Here is an 18274-nt window from a genome sequence, read left to right on the forward strand (position 1 = left end):
CCATTGCGTGCGGGTCCTGATTTTTCCTTTCGTCATCTACACCCGGAGAAGATCATGCCGCTGAAGAAAGGTACATCGAAAGAGACCGTGTCGCACAACATCAAGACCGAGACGAAGCATGGCAAGCCGCACAAGCAGGCTGTCGCGATCGCATTGAATCAGGCGCGCAAGTCGGGCGCGAAGATTCCGAAGAAGAGCGAGAAATAAGCTGCTTCGGCACGCGCGGTCGTACCCATGACCGACAAACCGCAGAAAAAGCGCGCGCATGGCGACGCGCAATCGGAGCCAGCGGATGTCGAACCCGATCAGCATCCGGCGAAGCTCGGCGATTGCCGCCGGTGCGCGCTCTGGCGCAACGCGACTCAGGCCGTGCCCGGCGAAGGGCAGCGGCATGCGTCGATCGTGCTGGTCGGCGAGCAGCCCGGTGACATGGAAGATCTGCAGGGCAAGCCCTTCGTCGGGCCGGCCGGCGCGTTGCTCGATAGAGCGCTCGAAGAAGCCGGCGTCAAGCGTAACGACGTATACGTGACGAACGCGGTCAAGCATTTCAAGTGGATTGCGCGCGGCAAGCGCCGCTTGCACAAAACGCCCGCTCAGCGCGAAGTCGAAGCGTGCAGCTACTGGCTCGAACAGGAACTCGACATGCCGGATGTGCGCGTGGTCGTCGCACTCGGGGCGACCGCGCTGAAAGCGGTTGTCGACGATCCGCACGCGCGTTTGCAGGATGCGTTCGACAAAACGCTCGAACGCGGCGAGCAGCGTGTGGTCGCGACGTACCATCCGTCGTATGCGCTGCGCGCGCCGGACCCTGAAACCCGCCGCGAGGTGTACGAGCGCATCGTCGCGGCGCTGCGCACCGCGCAGAAGCTGGCGCACGGCGGCAAGCGATCAGGGTAATGCTGGCGCTTGCGTCGCCTGGATTCCGAGGTCTTTCATCAATCGTTGCGCGTCGAACGGCGCCCGCGCTTTTACGTCATTGTCGAAGTAGCAGTAGACGTCTCGCGCGGCCCGGCGGCGCGGCGCGAGTTGCGGCGCGATCAATCGCGCGTCGGCCGGTTGTGAGCCGCCGCGCCATGCATCGATTCGCTCGGCCCATCGTTGCAAAGCTTCGTCCCCATATGAACCCGAGTATTTGGCTTCGCTGCCGTGCAGGCGGATGTAGACGAAGTCCGCCGTCAGATCTTCGGCGACGGGCCACGGTTCGGTGGAATCGGAAACGACGAGCGCGACGCCGTATTGCCGCAGCAAGGTCACGAACGCCGGATCGACGAAGCTCGCGTGGCGCACTTCGACCGCGTGACGCAACACCCGCTTGCGATCGATGTCGACGTAGGGTGTCTTGACGCGCTTATCGTGTTGACTGGCGAGCGCCGATGCGCTCGCGGTGTCGGGCGGCAACTCGCGCAGAAAGCGCTCCATTGCGCCGGGCTCGAATCGGAAGGACGGCGGAAATTGCCACAGGATCGGACCCAGCTTTTCGTTCAACGCGAGCAGGCCCTGCGCGAAGAAGTTCGCGATGCCGACGCGCGCGCTCGCATCGCGAAACCGCAGCATATGAGTCAGATAACGCGCGCCTTTGATGCCGAACACGAAGCCGTCAGGCGTTTGCGCATACCAGCGCCGCCAGCTATCGAGCGATTGAAGGCTGTAGTGCGTGCCGTTGATTTCTATCGTACCGAACAGCGCCGACGCGTACTGCAATTCCGCTGCATGTTTCAGATCCTCGGGGTAAAAGCTGCCGCGCCAACCTTGATAGCGCCAGCCGGAAATGCCGATACGCACAACGCCGGACTTCTTCATTCGCGCGTCGAGTGTGGCGTGCGTCATTGAATCCGCGCGATTTCCTTCGCGACCGAGGCCGGGCTGTCGAAATTGTGATCGGGCAGCCGGTCGACCAGATCGACGATGTCGGTATTCGCGTGATTCTTGCGCGCCTGCGCGACCAGCTTTTCGCGCGTGGTCGGGTAATTCACGCCACTGAGTGCTTTTTCGATGTCAGCGGGATTCGGCTGGCCGGGGTGACGATGCTCCTGCGAATGAGCGGGGTGCTGTGACATGGTTCCTCCTTGAGTGAGTACATCACGACTGTGCGCCTATCGTTACTTGTCGCATATGTCGTGCCGCGGCTCGCGGGCTCGTTGAGGAATGCGGCTTGCGGTCAGCCGGAAACGCAGCGCCGCTGACACACGACCTTTCAAGGAGAAGGCTCATCATGAGCACGATGCTCGCTTATCGCATTCACAGCTTCGGCGGTCCCGAGGTGTTCAAGGCCGAGACGATCGAGATCCCCGAGCCAGGCGCCGGCCAGGTGCTGGTGCGCGTGCGCGCGGCCGGCGTCAATCCGGTCGACCTGAAAACACGCTCGGGCCAGTATCCGTTGATCCGCGAAGAACAGCTGCCCTATACGCTGGGGCGCGATTTTTCCGGTGTGGTCGAGCGGGTCGGCGAGGGCGCCGCGCAATGGCGCGCGGGCGAGCAGGTGTATGGCTTCGTTGGCCAGGGGCAGGGCGCGTACGCGGAATTCGTCGTCGTGCCCGCGAGTGCGCTAGCGCACGCGCCGGAAAAACTGGACGCGGGGACCGCGGGCGCCGTGCCGCTCGCCGCGCTGACCGCGTGGCAGGGCCTGTTCGAGCACGGCTGCCTCGAAGCCGGCTGCCGCGTGCTGATTCACGCGGGCGCGGGCGGCGTTGGACATTTCGCCGTGCAGTTCGCCAAGCAGAAGGGCGCGGAGGTGTACGCGACGGCGTCCGGCGACGGCATCGAGTTAGTGCGCTCGCTCGGCGCGGATCGCGTGATCGACTATCACGCGCAGCGTTTCGAAGACGTCGCGCGCGACATGGACCTCGTGTTCGATCTGGTCGGCGGCGATACGCAGCGCCGCTCGTGGTCGGCCGTCGCGACCGGCGGCGCGCTGATCTCGACGCTCAACGAGCCGTCGCAGACCGAGGCGTCGAGCCATGGCGCGCGGGCCGCGCGTTATACCGCGCGGCCCGATGGGCGGCAATTGACCGAGATCGCGTCGTTGATCAATAACGGCAGCGTGCGTGTCGTGGTCGCCGAACGGTTTTCGTTCGATGCCACGGCCAACGCGCTCGAACGGCTCGCGAAAGGCCACGTGCGCGGCAAGATCGTGGTGGAGGTCGCGCCGTAGCACTGAGAGCGCGGAGGATGCCAGCGGGCTAGTTCGGCGTCGCGTCGTCGCTCGCACTGCGCAGCGGCGCCCGGCTCTGATCGTTGTTCAGATGCACGAACTTTCTCAATAGCCTCAATAGCTCTCGCGCATCCTCGTCGCCCATGCCGTCGAGCAGGCCGTGATTGAGCGCGTTGACGCCGGGGATCAATTCATCGAGCAACTGCTCTCCGGCCGGCGTCAGCAACAGACGACGCTGGCGGCGCGGCAGAACTTCGCGCACGATCCAGCCTTTCGCTTCGAGCCGCACCGCGATGTCGGCGGTGGTCGACGTGTCGAGACCGACCCGCTGCGCGAGCGTGACCTGATCGAGTCCGGGCAATTCCTGCAGCATTCTGAGCACCGCATACTGCACGGGCGTCACCTCGCGCCCGATCAGATCATGAAACATGGACACGGAAATCTGATGCGCGCGTCGGATCAGATGGCCGGGCTGGTCGTACAGATCGATGCTGATCGCGGAAGTGCTGGTATCGGTTGAAGTGACCATATTAGTTCTGAAGACCTCGTGCCTTTCCCGGAGCGAATGGCAAACTGGTCTTCGTGTTACCTGATTGAAAGTTGGTCTAGGGGAAAACCTTCATTTAATCATTAAAGGCTCATTGAGTACACTGAATCTCAATGAGTGAACTGAATGAAGTGCGCGAACTAACAACAAGGAGTGACACTGACATGTTTCCCAAGAACGCGTGGTACGTCGCATGCATGCCCGATGAAGTCGCGGATAAGCCGCTCGGCCGGCAGATCTGCGGCGAGCCGATGGTTTTCTATCGCAACGCGGAAGGCGCCGTGGTGGCGCTCGAAGACTTCTGTCCGCATCGCGGCGCGCCGCTGTCGCTCGGTTTCGTGCGCGACGGCACGCTCGTGTGTGGCTATCACGGCCTCGAAATGGGCTGTCAGGGCAAGGCGACCGGCATGCCGGGCCAACGCGTCAATGGCTTTCCATCGATTCGCAGCTATCCGGTGATCGAGCGCTACGGCTTCGTCTGGGTGTGGCCCGGCGATGCGGCGCAGGCCGATGCCGCCAGGCTGCATCATCTGGAATGGGCCGAGAGTTCCGAATGGGCGTATGGCGGTGGGCTCTACCACATCCGCTGCGATTACCGGCTGATGATCGACAACCTGATGGATTTGACGCACGAGACCTATGTGCACGCGAACAGCATCGGGCAAAAGGAAATCGACGAAGCCGCGCCGAAGACGGTGGCCGAAGGCGATACCGTGCGCACGAGCCGTTTCATGGAAAACGTCGCCGCGCCGCCGTTCTGGAAGATGGCGTTGCGCGGCAACGGTCTCGCCGACGACGTGCCCGTCGACCGTTGGCAGATCTGCCACTTCACGCCGCCGAGTCACGTGCTGATCGAGGTGGGCGTCGCGCATGCCGGACATGGCGGCTACCACGCGCCGGCCGACAAGAAGGCGTCGTCGATCGTGGTGGATTTCATCACGCCGGAAACCGAAACATCGATCTGGTATTTCTGGGGTATGGCGCGCAATTTCCGTCCCGACGATGCCGCGCTGACCGCAAGCATCCGCGAAGGACAGGGCAAGATCTTCAGTGAAGATCTGGAGATGCTCGAACGTCAGCAGCAGAACCTGCTGCGCTGGCCCGAGCGCAATCTGCTGAAACTCAATATCGATGCGGGCGGTGTGATGTCGCGTCGCGTGATCGATCGGCTCGTCGCGCAGGAGCGCGCGGAGACGGGCGCGCCGCAGGCTGGCGCGGCTCGGGCTGACGCGCCCCGGGCCGAAGTGACGCGCGTGATTCCGGTGCGGACGGCGACATGAATCATCCTGTGCTGAATGTGGTGGTTGTGCGCCGGCGCGACGAAGCGCCCGGTATCGCGAGCTTCGAACTCGCGAGCGAAAACGGTCAGGCGTTGCCCGCTTTCGACGCCGGCTCGCACGTCGACGTGCATTTGCCCAACGGACTCGTGCGTCAGTACTCGTTGTGCAACGATCCGCGCGAAACGCATCGCTATCTGATCGCGGTGCTGCGCGACGAAGCGGGACGCGGCGGATCGAAAGCGGTGCACGATTTGCTTCGCGAAGGCGATAGCCTGCAGATCAGCGCGCCGCGCAATCATTTCGCGCTCGCTGACGATGCGGCACATCATCTGCTGCTCGCGGGCGGCATCGGTGTCACGCCGATTCTTTGCATGGCCGAGCGGCTCGCCGCCACGGGCGCTTCGTTCGACATGCACTATTGCACGCGCTCGAAGGAACGCACGGCGTTCGTCGAGCGTCTTGCACAAGCTGGCTTCGCGAAGTCAGTCCAGCTTCATCACGATGATCATCCGGGCGGCTCGACGTTCGATATCGAGCAGACGCTAAGCGATGCGCCGCCCGGCACGCATCTGTATGTCTGCGGCCCGCGCGGCTTCATGGATTTCGTGCTCGAGACCGCGCGCGCCAAGGGCTGGCCGGAAAACAGGCTGCACTACGAGTTTTTCGGCGCGGCCGCGAATCAGCCGGCGACGGGCGGCAGCTTCCAGGTGCGCATCGCGAGCAGCGGCGCGACGATCGACGTCCCGCCCGAATGCACGGTCGTGCAGGCGCTGGCCGCGCATGGCGTCGAAGTGATCACGTCGTGCGAGATGGGGGTGTGCGGTACCTGTTTGACGCGGGTGCTGTCTGGCGAGCCGGATCACCAGGATTCCTATCTGACCGACGAGGAACGCGCGGCGAACGATCAGTTCCTGCCGTGCTGCTCGCGCGCGAAATCGCCGCTGCTGGTGCTCGACCTGTGATCTTTTGCGGACGACGGGGCGGGTCGCCCGTCATACCGCTTATTGCCCTTTCCCCTTCGAGTCCGACGAACTAACCGTGCGCACACTCAACGCCGGGTCGTGTGCAATCGCTTTTTCGGAGAACGACAAAGCCCGCTGGTCGGCGGGCTTAGGTCGCAATTTTTGATGCGGAGGCAGCGATTATTTCCACCGTAAGATGGCTAGTCGTCGAGCTTTCGCTGACCACGTTTATTGCTTCGCCGGACAAGCAGAATTGCTGCGGCAAAACCTAGCACGATTCCGGCCGACGACATGAGAAACGCCAGGTCGGATTCTTGGTATGCCGTCTTGACCCCGTACATACGAACCGCCAATTTCCATATCGGATTCGAAAAGTTCAGGGGCGCTTCTGGATTCATCATCCACCACAGCGCATTGGCAAAGATTGCGAGCAGTAAGCCGAAACCGACTGCGAGGCAGATTAAAAGTTTTTTCATTTCACCGTCACTTCACCGTACGCTTTAAGTTCCGATTCAGGAACTGATACTTTCGGCGTGTTGGTAAATATCGAACGGATATGATGCCAGTCTGCAGGTCGGTCGATAGTTATGCAGCCCTCGCTCCTCCCCAGTCGACCCTTCGGATGCAATCGGAACTGGCCACGAATAATGCCGTCGCATAAGACTTTATCGTCGTCAATATTAGCGTCGATCGCGTGGAGCGCGAACCATTCGCTCTTGTCATTGCCATTCAGGTTAAGCCGATCTTTCCATGGCCCAAGAATGCCGCCGGATCTTCGGTCAAAAATAAAATATCGGCCGACCGGAATGGCGCCGATCTTCGGCGTGCACATTCCAGCCGTTTTGTTGATATAACTCCCGTGCCCGGAGTATGCAGGAAACGATAGAGCGCCAATCCTAAATTCGCTCATTGGCTTACCATTCAATTCGAACGTGCATTGAAACACCTGTCCTCCAGATTGTCCGATAACAGTGAACTCATAAATAACTAAGTTATGCAGAGCGGCATTCTAGAGGCGATTTTTTTTGAGAAGGCCACTATTAAAACAAATTCTTCAGGGCAGCAACTCCCGCTTACACGACAGCTCGCCTGACCGAGCGAACCCACCCTTCTACTGACCCGCTCCCGTCAGCCGCACACGCGGCCTGATTTTTGCTGGCCTGCTTGAGCGTCGTCTCGTTCGCAGGGGGACGACGCGTGTTGAAAGCTCATCACCAGCGGGGTCCCAGTGGCAGCAGCGCAAGCATCCGGAACGTCAGGACGGCGCATCAGGCGCGGCAGCGTCACGTCGTTAGCGGCACTGGCTCTCGCGTCCGCAAGCTCCGCGCACGCAAACCCGGTGGCACCGCTGAACTACTTCCTGCACGCGGCGGGCCCGGCGGCCCGTCCGACGCTTTACCTCGGCTGGGTTTTCACCGCGATCGTGACGCTGGTCACGCTGATCGTCGCCGGTCTGCTGATCGGCGCGATGGTCCGCAAGCGTCCCGCGACGCAAGAGGATGCGCTGAGCGCCGAGCCCGGCGGCATCCGCTGGGTGTTCATCGGTACCGCGGTGTCGTCGGTCGTGCTGTTGGGGATGCTGGCCTATGCACTGGTCACGCTCGAATCGGTGGCGTCGCCCGCGTCGTATCCGCAATTGACGATCACCGTGACCGCTTACGACTGGTGGTGGAAAGCCGATTACAGCGACGATCCGAACCAGGCCCGCAACTTCAGTACCGCGAACGAGATTCACATTCCGGTCGGTGAACCCGTGAAGATCCAGCTCAAAAGCGCGGACGTCGTGCACGCGTTCTGGGTACCGCAACTCGCGGGCAAGACGCAGACGATTCCGGGGCAAACCAACGAGCAGTGGATTCAGGCGGACCGTCCCGGCATTTATCGAGGGCAGTGCTCGCAGTTCTGCGGCGCGCAGCACGCGCATATGGCGTTCGAAGTGATCGCGCAGGACACCGCCGCCTTCAACGCGTGGCGCGACGCGCAGGGACGCGCGGCCAGCGTGCCCACCGGCGACGCAGCGGTCGCGGCCGGCCGGCATCTATTCGAAGAGCGCTGCGCCGGCTGCCACACGATTCGCGGCACCAAGGCCAACGGCGTGCAGGCGCCCGATCTGACTCATCTCGGTTCGCGCCGGATGATCGCGGCAGGCGCGCTTAGCAACACGCCCGACCATCTGCTCGACTGGATCGAGCACGCGCAGAGGATCAAACCCGATGGATTGATGCCCAGTATCGCGCTGACCACCAGCGAGGCCGCCGCGTTGTCGGCGTATCTGGCGACGCTGCATTGAAGCGCATCGCACTCGAGGAGCCCGCTCAATGTCCGAACATCCCGCTTCCGCTTCAGTGCCCGCACTGACACGCACGCCGCGGCGCGGCCGCGTCGAGCCCGGCAGCGAGCAGGAAAAGCGGCTGCGCGAAATCTGGGAGTCGCGGCCCGGCTGGCGCGGCTGGTTCTCGACGGTCGATCACAAGACCATCGGTCTGCGCTACCTGGTGACCGCATTCGTCTTCCTGCTGATGGGCGGCGTCGAAGCGCTGATCATGCGCGTTCAACTGGCGCGCCCCAACGCAACGGTGCTCACGCCCGAACAGTACAACCAGCTGTTCACGATGCACGGACTGACGATGATCTTTCTGTACGCGCTGCCCGTCCTGTCCGGCTTCTCGAACTACCTCTGGCCGCTCGTGCTCGGCGCGCGCGACATGGCCTTTCCGCGCCTGAACGCGCTGTCGTACTGGGTGTTCCTGTTCGCCGGCATCTTCCTGTATGCGAGTTTTCCGACCGGTCAGGCCCCCGACGCAGGCTGGTTCAACTACGTGCCGCTGTCCGGGCTGGAATACAGCAACGGCCCGAACATCGACGTGTATGCGCTCGGCATGGTGCTGCTCGGGATTTCGACGACGGTCGGCTCGATGAACTTCGTCGTCACGCTGCTGAGGATGCGCGCGCCGGGCATGTCGCTCGATCGCGTGCCGGTGCTCGTGTGGGGCACGCTGACCGCGTCGGGCGGCAATCTGTTGGCGGTGCCTTCGGTGAGCCTCGCATTTCTGATGCTGTGGATGGACCGCCGCATCGGCACGCATTTCTTCGACGTGCTCAATGGCGGGCGTCCGTTGTTATGGCAGCACCTGTTCTGGATTTTCGCGCACCCATGGGTCTATGTGGTCGTGCTGCCGGCGATGGGCATCGTGTCGGATGCGCTGCCGGTCTTTTGCCGCCGGCCGCTGGTCGGCTATGGGCCGGTCGCGTTGGCGACGGTCGCAACGATGGTGCTCGGCTTTGCCGTGTGGATTCACCATATGTTCGCGACCGGCATCCCCGCGCTCGCGCTGTCGTTCTTCGGCTCGGCCAGCATGGTGATCGCGGTGCCGAGCGCGGTCGCGACGTTCGCGTGGGTCGCGACGATCTGGACCGGCCGCCCCGTGTATCGCGTGCCGTTCCTGTTTTTCGCGGGCTTCGTGCTGCTGTTCGTGATCGGCGGTGTCTCCGGTGTGATGACCGCGGCGGTGCCGTTCGACTGGCAACTCACCGACACCTACTTCGTCGTCGCGCATCTGCACTACGTGCTGCTCGGCATCAATGTGTTTCCAGTGATTGGCGGCATCTACTTCTGGTTTCCGAAGTTCACCGGCAGGATGACGAACGAGCGTCTCGGCAAGCTCGCGTTCTGGGTGCTGTTCATCGGCTTCAACGTCGCGTTCTTTCCGATGCATATCGCGGGACTGCTCGGCATGCCGCGTCGCATGTACACGTATCCCGCCGACATGGGCTGGAACACCGTGAACCTCGTCACGTCGCTCGGTTCGTTCCTGTTTGCGGCCGGCGTGCTGCTGTTTCTGATCGATATCGCGGTGAGCCTGAAGCGCGGCAAGCCCGCCGGCAACAATCCGTGGGATGCGCCGACGCTCGAATGGTCGGTCAGCTCGCCGCCGCCGCCGTACAACTTCGCGGTGGTGCCGACGCTCGCGAGCCGGCATCCATTGTGGGAAGGGCGCGTCGAAGAGCCGGGCGAGGCGGATCAAGCGCGCTCGCAACTCGACGAAGGCTATCTGCTCGCGCATGGTCGTGAAGCGTTGGGCACGACCGCACTGGAAGCGAGTCCCGACGTGATTCTGAAGATGCCCGAAGACTCATACGCGCCGTTCTGGCTCGCGGTCTTTGCCGCGCTGCTGTTCACGGGGCTCGCGTTGACCGCCTGGGTTTTCGTGGGCGCGATGCTGGCCGGTTGCGCGGTGTCGATCATCACGTGGCTGTGGCCCGAGCGCGCGCTGATCCAGCGCGAGCCGGTCGCGGTCGAAGATGCGGGAGGCTGACGTGAGCGATGCACTCAACTTCAATCGCGCGTCGAGCGAACCGGACCAGACCGCGCGAGCATTGCCGGTTGGCAGCGCGGGCGAGCGATCGAGCGGCTGGTGGGGCTGCTTCACGCTGATCGCGACCGAAGGCGCGCTGTTCGGCTATCTGATCTTCTCGTATCTGTATCTGGCGTCGCAAAGCCAGCAGCATTGGCCCCCCGAGGGATTGCCGAAGCTCGGGCTCGGCAGCGCGAATACGGTCATTCTGCTGTCGAGCAGCGTGTTCGTCTGGTTCTGCGAGCGCTGCGTGCGCCGGCGGCGGTTGCGGCTCGGTGTCGCGTCGATGGCGGCGGGCATCGTGCTGGGCAGCATCTTCATGGGCATTCAGTTGCGCGAGTGGCACAACCACCCTTATGGCCTGACCTCGCATCAGTATGGCTCGCTGTACTTCACGATTACCGGCTTTCACATGGCGCACGTGCTGGTCGGAATCGTCGTGCTGACCTTGCTCGCGATCTGGACCGCGCTCGGCTATTTCGACGACAAGCGCTGCGCGGCGCTGTCGATCGGCGGGCTGTATTGGCACTTCGTCGATGTCGTGTGGCTGTTCATTTTCAGCACGCTGTATCTGACGCCGTATCTGTTCCAGGAGTGGTCATGACGACGCTGCCCCGAGACTCGCACATCTCGATGCGCTATGTGCTGATCGGTCTGCTCGCGGCGCCGTTCGCGTGGCTGTTGCAGATGATGCTCGCGGAGACGCTCGCCGCGCAGGCCTGCTATCCGCACAACCATCCGCTCGGCGCGCCGCTCGTGTCGTGGATGCGTCCGGCGATCGTCGCGCTCGGCACGGTGTGCCTGGTCGCGGGCGCGTTCGGCGCCTGGGTCGCATGGCGCAATCTGCGCCGCGTCGCGCCGCTGAAACTCGGCGCGCTGAACGGCGAGCGCCGCACGCGCGCCGAACTCGACTGGTTTCTGACACACGTCGCGGTGATGACCAGCATGCTATTTCTGTTCGCATTGATCGCTACGGATGTCGCGGTCGCGATCGTGTCGCCGTGCAGGTGGTGGTGATGAAGCGCGGCGTTCTCGACACGGTTGGATACGGCATCGTGGCCGCATGCGCGCTGACGATAGCAACGGCGGCAAACGCGGCCGGCGCGGCCGACGCGGCCGACGCCGCAGCGAACCCACCGGGCGCATCCACCGACGCCGCGCAGATCGCACGCGGCGCATATCTCGCCAAAGCCGGCGATTGCGCCGGTTGCCACACCGCCGCGCCGCGCGTCCCGCATCCGGGCGCGGCGCCTGAAGCTACGCCGCCGTTCGCCGGCGGGCTCGGCATGGGATCGCCGTTCGGCACGATCTATACGTCGAACATCACGCCGGACCCGCAATACGGCATCGGCCGTTATAGCTATGACGACTTCGCCCGCGCGTTGCGCGAGGGCATCGCGCCCGGGGGCAAGCGGCTTTATCCGGCGATGCCGTACCCGTCGTTCGCGAAGATCACCGATGACGACATGCACGCGCTCTACGCCTACTTCATGCACGGCGTGCAACCGGTCGCGGTGCCCGCCCCGCAAACGCGCTTGCCGTTTCCATTCAATCAGCGCTGGGCGTTGATGTTCTGGGACTGGGCGTTCGCACCGAAAGGCCAGTTCAAGGCCGATGCGAAACATGACGCGCAGTGGAATCGTGGAGCGTATCTGGTGCAATCGCTTGGCCATTGCGGCGCCTGCCACACGCCGCGCGGACCCGCCTACGAAGAGCGCGGCTATGACGAGTCGGCATCGGCTTATCTGACGGGAGGTACCAACGACCACTGGTTCGCGCCGAACCTGAGCGCCGACCCGGGCTCGGGGCTCGGCCGCAGTTCCGCGGCCGACATCGTCGACTTCCTTCGACGCGGCCACGGCGGCGGACTCATCACGTTCGGCAGCATGGTGCAGGTCGTCGAAGACAGCACGCAGTACCTGAACGACGACGATCTCGCGGCGATCGCCGCGTATCTGAAGAGCCTGCCGCCGCGCGCGCCGAGCGGCAATTTCAACGCACGCTCCAACGCCGCGCAGCAAACCGTGCAGGCGCTGAAAACCGGCGACGTGGAAAGACCCGGCGCGGGCATCTATGCGTCGTATTGCGCGCGCTGTCATCAGATGGACGGGGCAGGGGTGCCGCATAAGTATCCGCGCCTCGCGGGCAACCCCGCCGTGCTATCGGCATCGAGCGCGTCACTGGTGCGGTTGCTGGTCGAGGGCGGCGGCAGTCCGCATACCGAGTCGGGACCGGAGCCGCACAAGATGCCGTCTTTCGCCGGCAAGCTGACGGACACCGAAATGGCCCGTGTGCTCACGTTCGTGCGGACCACATGGGGAAACGCGGCCGGACCGGTCACGCGAAACGATGTGTCGAATGTGCGCGGCGCATTGCACAAGTAAGTGCCAACACGTCGTTATGCGGTGTTCTCGTCGCCGTCGACGTCACGGTGGCCATTGGCGGCGCTGAACAGGGTCTTCAGCTTCGCGTTGACCGCGATCAACTCTCCCACTGGCGCCACCGCGAGTTGCTCATCGAAGAGCGTGAGGACCTGGCCGAGCAGCGCGAAGGCGTCGTGATCGACCACGCAGATGCCGGTTTCGAGTCCCGCCTGGCGGCAGCGCAGAATCACGCCCTCCGCGTCGCGAAACAACTCGGGTACGGCCGAACCATAGCCGCGCTGATTCAGCAGCATCGCCATGTAAATGGCCTGCGCCATGCTGCCGACGTGATATTGATTGGCGACGCCGCTGCGTAATGCTTCGAGCGTCATGATAGTCGAGCGAGATTTCGCCCGCTTTGGCGGGCACGATCGGGCGCAGCATCGCCTTCGGGCGGCTGCGCGGCGACTTCGCGGGTGCGGCGCGAGTACGGCTCGCTTTTCTGGTCATATGCTCACTGAGGCGGCCGGCTTGCGCCGGGCCGCTAAACCATCACGGAACCTGACAACGTCGATAACGGAAGACGGCTGCGCCGCATCCCACGCGGCGCCGTTCCCGTTAGCCCATATGCAGACCGCCGTTCAGCGAAAAATCCGCTCCGGTCGCAAAGCCCGCCTGATCCGACGCGATCCACGCGACGATCGACGCAATCTCTTCCGGCGTGCCGAGACGCCGTACCGGAATCGTCGCGACGATTTTCTCCAGCACCTCCGGACGGATGGCCTTGACCATGTCGGTGCCGATATAGCCCGGCGACACGGTGTTGACCGTCACGTTCTTGGTCGCCACTTCCTGCGCGAGCGCCATCGTGAAGCCGTGAATGCCGGCCTTGGCCGTGGAGTAGTTGGTCTGCCCGAACTGGCCTTTCTGGCCGTTGACCGACGAGATGTTGATGATGCGCCCAAAGCCCCGGTCGACCATGCTCTCGATGACCTGTTTGGTCACGTTGAACAGGCTCGTGAGATTGGTGTCGATCACCGCTTGCCAGTCTTCGTATGTCATCTTGCGGAACATGCCGTCGCGCGTAATGCCCGCGTTGTTGACGAGCACGTCGACTTCACCGACTTCCTTCCTGACCTTCTCGAACGCTTTCGCGGTGGACTCCCAATCCGCGACGTTGCCTTCCGATGCGATGAAGTTAAAGCCGAGCGCTTTCTGATCTTCCAGCCATCGGGCTTTGCGGGTCGAGTTCGGTCCGCAGCCCGCAATGACGGTGTAGTTCTCTTTGTGCAAGCGCTGGCAGATGGCGGTTCCGATACCACCCATGCCGCCGGTTACGTATGCAACACGATTTGCCATAAGTCCTCCTTCTTGTTTAGGGTGAGTTGAGCAAGTTTGATTGGAGGATGGACCTATTATTGGCAGCGGCAATCGGCCCGGACGATGGGCATTTTCACCTACGGGTTAACTGTCAATTCGGATGCAGGAATCGTTGTTTGACGAGGCAATGAATCGCGTTGACTACTGGTCGAATGCTTTGCGAACTCCGGTGTCTCGTTGCCGCCGGCCGCTTTCCCGTCCTTGCCTGCGCGCCGTCTTCCTCATACCCTTAGCGTTAGCCTTAAGTAGCTGCCCCGGACACAGTGCGGCAGACCGCCGCCACGGTCGTCGGTCCGGGGTGCGAAGCCGTCCCTTGCTCTCACATCTATTCGTGTGATCATCAGAGGCACATCGGATGACTGATTATCTTGCTGACATCGATCCCGACAAGTTGAACATCCTTGGGATCTTCGGGCTGTTGATCGGCGGCCTCGCGCTGTTTCTTCTGGGGCTCGAGTTCTTGACCGGCGGGCTCAAGGCGATCGCGGGATCGAAACTGCAGTCGTTGATCGGCGTGCTGACCGCGAACCGGTTTCGTGGCGTGTTGGCGGGTGCCATCGTGACCGCGCTGCTGAACTCGTCGACCATCACGACGGTGCTGATGGTCGGCTTCGTGTCCGCCGGCCTGATGACACTTGCCCAGTCGGTGCCGATGATCATGGGCGCGAACATCGGCTCGACCATCACCGCGCAGATCATCGCCTTCGACGTTTCGCGTCTGACGCCCTACATGCTCTCGATCGGCTTCGTGCTGCACGCGTTTGCCCCGCGCGAGGTGTTGCGGCAGATCGGCCGCGTCGTGCTGGGGCTAGGGCTGCTGTTCATGGGCATCCAGCTGATGGGCGAGTCCACGCATCCGTTGCGCACGTACCAGCCGTTCATCGACGCGATGCAGGACATGCGCAATCCGCTCGTCGGCGTCATCGTGGGGGCGGTCTTTACCGCGATCGTGCAAAGCTCGGCGGCGACGCTCGCGGTCGTCATTGCGCTGAGCGGGCAGGGCCTGATGCCTCTCGAAGCCGCTATTACGCTGATTCTGGGCGCGAATGTCGGCACCTGCGGCACGGCCTTGCTCGCCTCGATCGGCAAGCCACCGGAGGCGGTGCAGGTGGGCGTCGTGCATCTGGTGTTCAATGTGCTCGGCGTCGTGATCGCGCTCTTTCTGATTCCTCAGATGGCGGAATTCGTGCGCTGGATATCGCCGTCGCATCCGGACCTGCAGGGCCTCGAGCGCCTCGCGGCCGAGGCGCCGCGCCAGGTAGCCAATGTGCATACGCTGTTCAGCGTAGCGAACACGCTGCTGCTGATCTGGTTTACCGGTCCGATCGCGCGGTTCGCGCAACTGGTCGTGCCGCAGCGCGCGAAGCCCGCCAAACCCGCGGGCGATCCGCAGTATCTCGACGAGTCGGTGTTGACGGTGCCGGCGCTTGGATTGCAGCGCGTGCGTATCGAGCTGACCCGGCTCGGCATGCAGGTGCTCGAAGTCGTGCAACGCGGCTCCCAGATGGTGTCGACGGGCACGATGGAAGAGATCAATCAGATGCTCGATAAGGACAAGGAAAGCGACCGGCTTTCCTTCGAGATTCTTCAATATATCGGCCGCCTGTCGAAGGGGGAACACTCGGAGGAGGAAGGTCAGCAGATGGTCGGCTATACGCAGGTCACGAGTCACCTCGAGAGCATCAGCGGCATTGTCGGCACGACGCTGCTGAGCGTCGCGCAGCAGCGAATGACGCAGCAGATCGACCTGTTGCGCCTGCGCGATGCGGCGACCACGCAGTTTTCCGAGGCGGTGATCCGCAATCTCGAGCAGGCGATTCGCACGATCGAGGCGCCCGATCCGGACGAAGTGGCGAAAGTCATCGACGCGAAAGCCGGCATCGAGAAACTCGCCGCGACCGCGCGTCAGGTCGTGCTCGCGAAGCTTCAGCTGGCCGACAAGACGGACGTCGTCACGTTCCGGCTCGCGATGGATCTGATCGAGCAGGGCCGGCAGATCGCGCAGTTTGCGCGGGCCATTGCGAAAAACGTGGCGGCGCTTCAATAGATTCAAGGGCGATCGATATATTCGCGCGGAACTGATCGCCAGCACACGTAGGTGCGGGTTGCACGACGGTTAAACTTGTGGCGTGTCATCCTCGTGACACGCTTTCAAAGAGAGTGGGATTGCCCGCCTTTGCTGTGCGGGCTTTTTTCTTGTCGCGCGGGCTGTGGTATCAGTAGTGAAGCTTGCAACACCTGTAACGAATTAACACACGCCGCGTCCATTATTTGATAGCCTTTGTCGCAGCAGAGCATTGAACTCAAGGAGGGATTCACCATGATAAGGTGGCTTGCTAACTGGGCTTCACAACATGCTCCTACTCCCGAGAAACAGGCCGAACGCGCGCTGAACAACTTGCGCATGGAACTGTTTCAGGCCGAACAGCTGGTGCTCGACGCACAGCTGCGTGCCGATTACTATCGGGCTCGCCTGACCTTCCTCGAAGAAGTCACGAGAAAGGGAATCGAACAGGTATCGGACGAACGCAAGGCTCCTCTGGAGCCTCCCCAGCCACTGCGGCCGGGACTCAAGCTCACCGCGGCGCAATAGCCGCGCGTATTCCATCGCAATGTGTTCGGTCACCCGCGTTTCGATACGTGGGCTGACGGCAATCGTGCTGTCCGGGGCGCGTGCAGTGCGCGTTTTTGCCATCCGATTGCGCGAGCATTGATTGCCGCGCCGAGAAGGTTCGAGTTGCCCGGTCAGTGATCCGACCGGGCAACTTCGTCTGAGCGATTGATTTTTACTGCGGGACGTTCACTGCACTGAATTTCGCTTTCTGCGAAACGCCTGGTTTGTCGTGCCTAGCTTGCCAGATCGGGTGGCAGCTTGCCGCCGTTTGCCGCGAGTGCCTGCATGACCTGCTTATGCAGCCAGATGTTCATGCTCGCTGAGTCGTTCATATCCCCGCTGTACTTCAATTCCTGCGCAAGCTGCTTGCGGTGTTCGAGACTGCTGTCGACACCGAGCGCCTTCATCGTGTCGACAATCGACGTACGCCAGTTCAACGTCTGTCCGCTTTCGCTGACGAGTTGATCCATCACCGCGGCCACGTCGACGTCGGACAGCGGTGCGGGTGCGGCGGGCGCGTTGGGCGTCGCGGCTTGCGCGGCGGCCGGGTCGGGGGTGGGTTCCGTCGCGGGGGGAGGTTGGTCCGGCTTCGCTTTGCCGAACAGCTTGTGCACGATGTCACCAAAAATACTCATTTCCGAAATCTCCGCGGTTGAATGACGAATGCGAGTGGGGGCGCTCGCGGGACATGCCCCCGATATGCTACGCGTCTGGCACGCTGAAAAACGTAATATTTTGTCAGCCCGTCGTCATTCGGCGTGCTCACGGTCGAACTGCCATACCGCTGGGAAGCCCATCAGATTGCACATTTCGGAGAACGGATACATGGTGTTTTCCATGTGCGTTGTGCCGCGCTGCGCCTTGATCCGGCCGTAGATATCGTGCAGTGCTTTCGCGACCGCGAGAAAGCCCGATGCCGGATAAATCGCAATCGAAAAACCGAGCTTCTGCAATTCAGCCGGGGTCAGTTGCGGCGTGCGCCCGCCTTCGACGATGTTCACGAGCAGCGGCGTATCGAACGTGCGTGCGATCATCTCCAGCTCTTCGACGGTTTCCGGCGATTCGATGAACAATACATCGGCGCCCGCCTTGGCGAACGCTTCGCCCCGCCGCAATGCTTCGTCGAGTCCGAGCGATGTGCGAGCATCGGTGCGCGCGACGATCTGGAAGTTTGCGTCGTCACGCGTCTCGACCGCGACCTTGATCTTCTTCACCATATCGTCGAGCGCAATCACTTTGCGGCCTGGCGTGTGGCCGCATTTCTTCGGAAACTCCTGGTCTTCGAGCTGGATGCCCGCGGCACCGGTGCGCTCGTAGCCGCGTACCGTGTGCGCGACGTTCAGGAGACCGCCGTAGCCGGTGTCGCCGTCGCAGATCAAGGGCGTGTTGGTGGCGCCACAAAACGCGGTGACGCGATCGACCATGTCGGTATAAGTGGCGAGGCCTGCATCGGGCAGGCCAAGGTAGGACGCGACCGTGCCGAAGCCCGTCATGTACAGGCAATCGAATTGCATCGAGTCGGCCATCTTCGCGGAGATCAGATCGAAGATGCCGGGGGCGGTGACGATTTCCGGCTGGGCGAGACGTGCCTTCAATTGCTGACGTTTATGCAGTGCGTTCAT

The 18274-nt window shown here is 62.6% G+C and carries 21 protein-coding genes; 12 read left to right on the top strand and 9 right to left on the bottom strand.

Features of this window, described 5'->3' with window-relative positions; all coding sequences use genetic code 11:
- Window positions 1-54: 54 nt before the first annotated feature.
- Entirely contained in the window at window positions 55-207 is a 153-nt protein-coding gene (locus tag ACLFKU_RS17010) for a DUF6496 domain-containing protein (RefSeq protein WP_176107560.1), read from the top strand.
- A gap of 27 nt (window positions 208-234) precedes the next feature.
- Window positions 235-897, top strand: coding sequence for a UdgX family uracil-DNA binding protein (locus ACLFKU_RS17015; RefSeq protein WP_410849827.1), 663 nt, complete (start codon window positions 235-237; stop codon window positions 895-897).
- On the opposite strand, the gene ACLFKU_RS17020 is transcribed toward ACLFKU_RS17015, so the two are convergent.
- Entirely contained in the window at window positions 889-1800 is a 912-nt protein-coding gene (locus tag ACLFKU_RS17020) for a DUF72 domain-containing protein (RefSeq protein ID WP_410849865.1), read from the bottom strand. The two genes, ACLFKU_RS17015 and ACLFKU_RS17020, sit on opposite strands and share 9 nt — an antisense overlap.
- A 23-nt stretch (window positions 1801-1823) precedes the next feature.
- On the bottom strand, window positions 1824-2057 hold the full coding sequence (locus ACLFKU_RS17025; protein ID WP_410849828.1) for a DUF2795 domain-containing protein: 234 nt from the start codon (window positions 2055-2057) through the stop codon (window positions 1824-1826).
- 155 nt (window positions 2058-2212) lie between these two features.
- Between ACLFKU_RS17025 and ACLFKU_RS17030 the strand changes: the two genes are divergently transcribed.
- A complete protein-coding gene (locus tag ACLFKU_RS17030) occupies window positions 2213-3151 on the top strand; it encodes an NADP-dependent oxidoreductase (protein WP_410849829.1) in 939 nt (312 codons plus the stop codon).
- 28 nt (window positions 3152-3179) lie between these two features.
- On the opposite strand, the gene ACLFKU_RS17035 is transcribed toward ACLFKU_RS17030, so the two are convergent.
- Window positions 3180-3680: a MarR family winged helix-turn-helix transcriptional regulator gene (locus ACLFKU_RS17035; protein WP_368586590.1), complete on the bottom strand. Its 501-nt coding sequence runs from the start codon at window positions 3678-3680 to the stop codon at window positions 3180-3182.
- Between the two features lie 182 nt (window positions 3681-3862).
- Here ACLFKU_RS17035 and ACLFKU_RS17040 point away from each other — a divergent pair, with 182 nt between their 5' ends.
- Both ACLFKU_RS17040 and ACLFKU_RS17045 read left to right on the top strand, forming a co-directional pair.
- A complete protein-coding gene (locus ACLFKU_RS17040) occupies window positions 3863-4978 on the top strand; it encodes a Rieske 2Fe-2S domain-containing protein (protein ID WP_410849830.1) in 1116 nt (371 codons plus the stop codon).
- The gene (locus ACLFKU_RS17045; protein WP_368586592.1) at window positions 4975-5940 is read left to right on the top strand and encodes a 2Fe-2S iron-sulfur cluster-binding protein; all 966 of its coding nucleotides are present in this window, start codon (window positions 4975-4977) and stop codon (window positions 5938-5940) included. The genes ACLFKU_RS17040 and ACLFKU_RS17045 overlap by 4 nt, the downstream gene beginning before the upstream one ends.
- 200 nt (window positions 5941-6140) lie before the next feature.
- On the opposite strand, the gene ACLFKU_RS17050 is transcribed toward ACLFKU_RS17045, so the two are convergent.
- On the bottom strand, window positions 6141-6416 hold the full coding sequence (locus tag ACLFKU_RS17050; protein ID WP_410849831.1) for a hypothetical protein: 276 nt from the start codon (window positions 6414-6416) through the stop codon (window positions 6141-6143).
- The gene (locus tag ACLFKU_RS17055; RefSeq protein ID WP_410849832.1) at window positions 6413-6886 is read right to left on the bottom strand and encodes a DUF2778 domain-containing protein; all 474 of its coding nucleotides are present in this window, start codon (window positions 6884-6886) and stop codon (window positions 6413-6415) included. The genes ACLFKU_RS17050 and ACLFKU_RS17055 overlap by 4 nt, the downstream gene beginning before the upstream one ends.
- A gap of 321 nt (window positions 6887-7207) precedes the next feature.
- Between ACLFKU_RS17055 and coxB the strand changes: the two genes are divergently transcribed.
- From coxB to ACLFKU_RS17080, 5 genes are read left to right on the top strand one after another with little or no spacing between them, the layout of a single operon-like run.
- Window positions 7208-8230 (top strand): cytochrome c oxidase subunit II, encoded by a 1023-nt coding sequence (gene coxB / locus ACLFKU_RS17060; protein ID WP_410849866.1) that lies wholly within the window; start codon window positions 7208-7210, stop codon window positions 8228-8230.
- A gap of 28 nt (window positions 8231-8258) precedes the next feature.
- The gene (ctaD, locus tag ACLFKU_RS17065) at window positions 8259-10256 is read left to right on the top strand and encodes a cytochrome c oxidase subunit I (protein ID WP_410849833.1); all 1998 of its coding nucleotides are present in this window, start codon (window positions 8259-8261) and stop codon (window positions 10254-10256) included.
- A gap of 1 nt (window position 10257) precedes the next feature.
- Window positions 10258-10899, top strand: coding sequence for a heme-copper oxidase subunit III (locus ACLFKU_RS17070; protein ID WP_410849834.1), 642 nt, complete (start codon window positions 10258-10260; stop codon window positions 10897-10899).
- Complete coding sequence (locus ACLFKU_RS17075) at window positions 10896-11312, top strand: hypothetical protein (protein WP_410849835.1); 417 nt, start codon at window positions 10896-10898, stop codon at window positions 11310-11312. Before ACLFKU_RS17070 ends, ACLFKU_RS17075 begins: the two co-directional genes overlap by 4 nt.
- On the top strand, window positions 11312-12679 hold the full coding sequence (locus tag ACLFKU_RS17080; protein ID WP_410849836.1) for a c-type cytochrome: 1368 nt from the start codon (window positions 11312-11314) through the stop codon (window positions 12677-12679). Before ACLFKU_RS17075 ends, ACLFKU_RS17080 begins: the two co-directional genes overlap by 1 nt.
- A 14-nt stretch (window positions 12680-12693) precedes the next feature.
- Here ACLFKU_RS17080 and ACLFKU_RS17085 read toward each other — a convergent pair whose 3' ends face one another.
- Together ACLFKU_RS17085 and ACLFKU_RS17090 are read right to left on the bottom strand one after the other, a co-directional pair.
- The gene (locus ACLFKU_RS17085) at window positions 12694-13050 is read right to left on the bottom strand and encodes a Fis family transcriptional regulator (RefSeq protein WP_410849837.1); all 357 of its coding nucleotides are present in this window, start codon (window positions 13048-13050) and stop codon (window positions 12694-12696) included.
- A 226-nt stretch (window positions 13051-13276) separates the two neighbouring features.
- Entirely contained in the window at window positions 13277-14017 is a 741-nt protein-coding gene (locus ACLFKU_RS17090; RefSeq protein ID WP_368586600.1) for a 3-ketoacyl-ACP reductase, read from the bottom strand.
- Window positions 14018-14393: 376 nt separating this feature from the next.
- Here ACLFKU_RS17090 and ACLFKU_RS17095 point away from each other — a divergent pair, with 376 nt between their 5' ends.
- Window positions 14394-16085 (top strand): Na/Pi cotransporter family protein, encoded by a 1692-nt coding sequence (locus ACLFKU_RS17095; RefSeq protein ID WP_368586601.1) that lies wholly within the window; start codon window positions 14394-14396, stop codon window positions 16083-16085.
- 273 nt (window positions 16086-16358) lie between these two features.
- A complete protein-coding gene (locus ACLFKU_RS17100) occupies window positions 16359-16631 on the top strand; it encodes a hypothetical protein (protein WP_013091148.1) in 273 nt (90 codons plus the stop codon).
- A 254-nt stretch (window positions 16632-16885) separates the two neighbouring features.
- On the opposite strand, the gene ACLFKU_RS17105 is transcribed toward ACLFKU_RS17100, so the two are convergent.
- Together ACLFKU_RS17105 and ACLFKU_RS17110 are read right to left on the bottom strand one after the other, a co-directional pair.
- Window positions 16886-17287: a DUF3597 domain-containing protein gene (locus ACLFKU_RS17105; protein ID WP_368586602.1), complete on the bottom strand. Its 402-nt coding sequence runs from the start codon at window positions 17285-17287 to the stop codon at window positions 16886-16888.
- A 114-nt stretch (window positions 17288-17401) separates the two neighbouring features.
- Window positions 17402-18274, bottom strand: a complete 873-nt coding sequence (locus ACLFKU_RS17110) for an oxaloacetate decarboxylase (protein WP_410849838.1) — start codon at window positions 18272-18274, stop codon at window positions 17402-17404.

The organism is Paraburkholderia sp. EG304 (assembly GCF_046543485.1).
Classification (GTDB): Bacteria; Pseudomonadota; Gammaproteobacteria; order Burkholderiales; family Burkholderiaceae; genus Paraburkholderia; species Paraburkholderia youngii.

Excerpts from the sequence above, each read along its gene's own strand:
- ACLFKU_RS17010 (WP_176107560.1), top strand. The coding sequence starts at position 55 with ATGCCGCTGAAGAAAGGTACATCGAAAGAGACCGTGTCGCACAACATC.
- ACLFKU_RS17015 (WP_410849827.1), top strand. The coding sequence starts at position 235 with ATGACCGACAAACCGCAGAAAAAGCGCGCGCATGGCGACGCGCAATCG.
- ACLFKU_RS17020 (WP_410849865.1), bottom strand. The coding sequence starts at position 1,800 with ATGAAGAAGTCCGGCGTTGTGCGTATCGGCATTTCCGGCTGGCGCTAT.
- ACLFKU_RS17025 (WP_410849828.1), bottom strand. The coding sequence starts at position 2,057 with ATGTCACAGCACCCCGCTCATTCGCAGGAGCATCGTCACCCCGGCCAG.
- ACLFKU_RS17030 (WP_410849829.1), top strand. The coding sequence starts at position 2,213 with ATGAGCACGATGCTCGCTTATCGCATTCACAGCTTCGGCGGTCCCGAG.
- ACLFKU_RS17035 (WP_368586590.1), bottom strand. The coding sequence starts at position 3,680 with ATGGTCACTTCAACCGATACCAGCACTTCCGCGATCAGCATCGATCTG.
- ACLFKU_RS17040 (WP_410849830.1), top strand. The coding sequence starts at position 3,863 with ATGTTTCCCAAGAACGCGTGGTACGTCGCATGCATGCCCGATGAAGTC.
- ACLFKU_RS17045 (WP_368586592.1), top strand. The coding sequence starts at position 4,975 with ATGAATCATCCTGTGCTGAATGTGGTGGTTGTGCGCCGGCGCGACGAA.
- ACLFKU_RS17050 (WP_410849831.1), bottom strand. The coding sequence starts at position 6,416 with ATGAAAAAACTTTTAATCTGCCTCGCAGTCGGTTTCGGCTTACTGCTC.
- ctaD (WP_410849833.1), top strand. The coding sequence starts at position 8,259 with ATGTCCGAACATCCCGCTTCCGCTTCAGTGCCCGCACTGACACGCACG.
- ACLFKU_RS17075 (WP_410849835.1), top strand. The coding sequence starts at position 10,896 with ATGACGACGCTGCCCCGAGACTCGCACATCTCGATGCGCTATGTGCTG.
- ACLFKU_RS17080 (WP_410849836.1), top strand. The coding sequence starts at position 11,312 with ATGAAGCGCGGCGTTCTCGACACGGTTGGATACGGCATCGTGGCCGCA.
- ACLFKU_RS17085 (WP_410849837.1), bottom strand. The coding sequence starts at position 13,050 with ATGACGCTCGAAGCATTACGCAGCGGCGTCGCCAATCAATATCACGTC.
- ACLFKU_RS17090 (WP_368586600.1), bottom strand. The coding sequence starts at position 14,017 with ATGGCAAATCGTGTTGCATACGTAACCGGCGGCATGGGTGGTATCGGA.
- ACLFKU_RS17095 (WP_368586601.1), top strand. The coding sequence starts at position 14,394 with ATGACTGATTATCTTGCTGACATCGATCCCGACAAGTTGAACATCCTT.
- ACLFKU_RS17100 (WP_013091148.1), top strand. The coding sequence starts at position 16,359 with ATGATAAGGTGGCTTGCTAACTGGGCTTCACAACATGCTCCTACTCCC.
- ACLFKU_RS17105 (WP_368586602.1), bottom strand. The coding sequence starts at position 17,287 with ATGAGTATTTTTGGTGACATCGTGCACAAGCTGTTCGGCAAAGCGAAG.
- ACLFKU_RS17110 (WP_410849838.1), bottom strand. The coding sequence starts at position 18,274 with ATGAACGCACTGCATAAACGTCAGCAATTGAAGGCACGTCTCGCCCAG.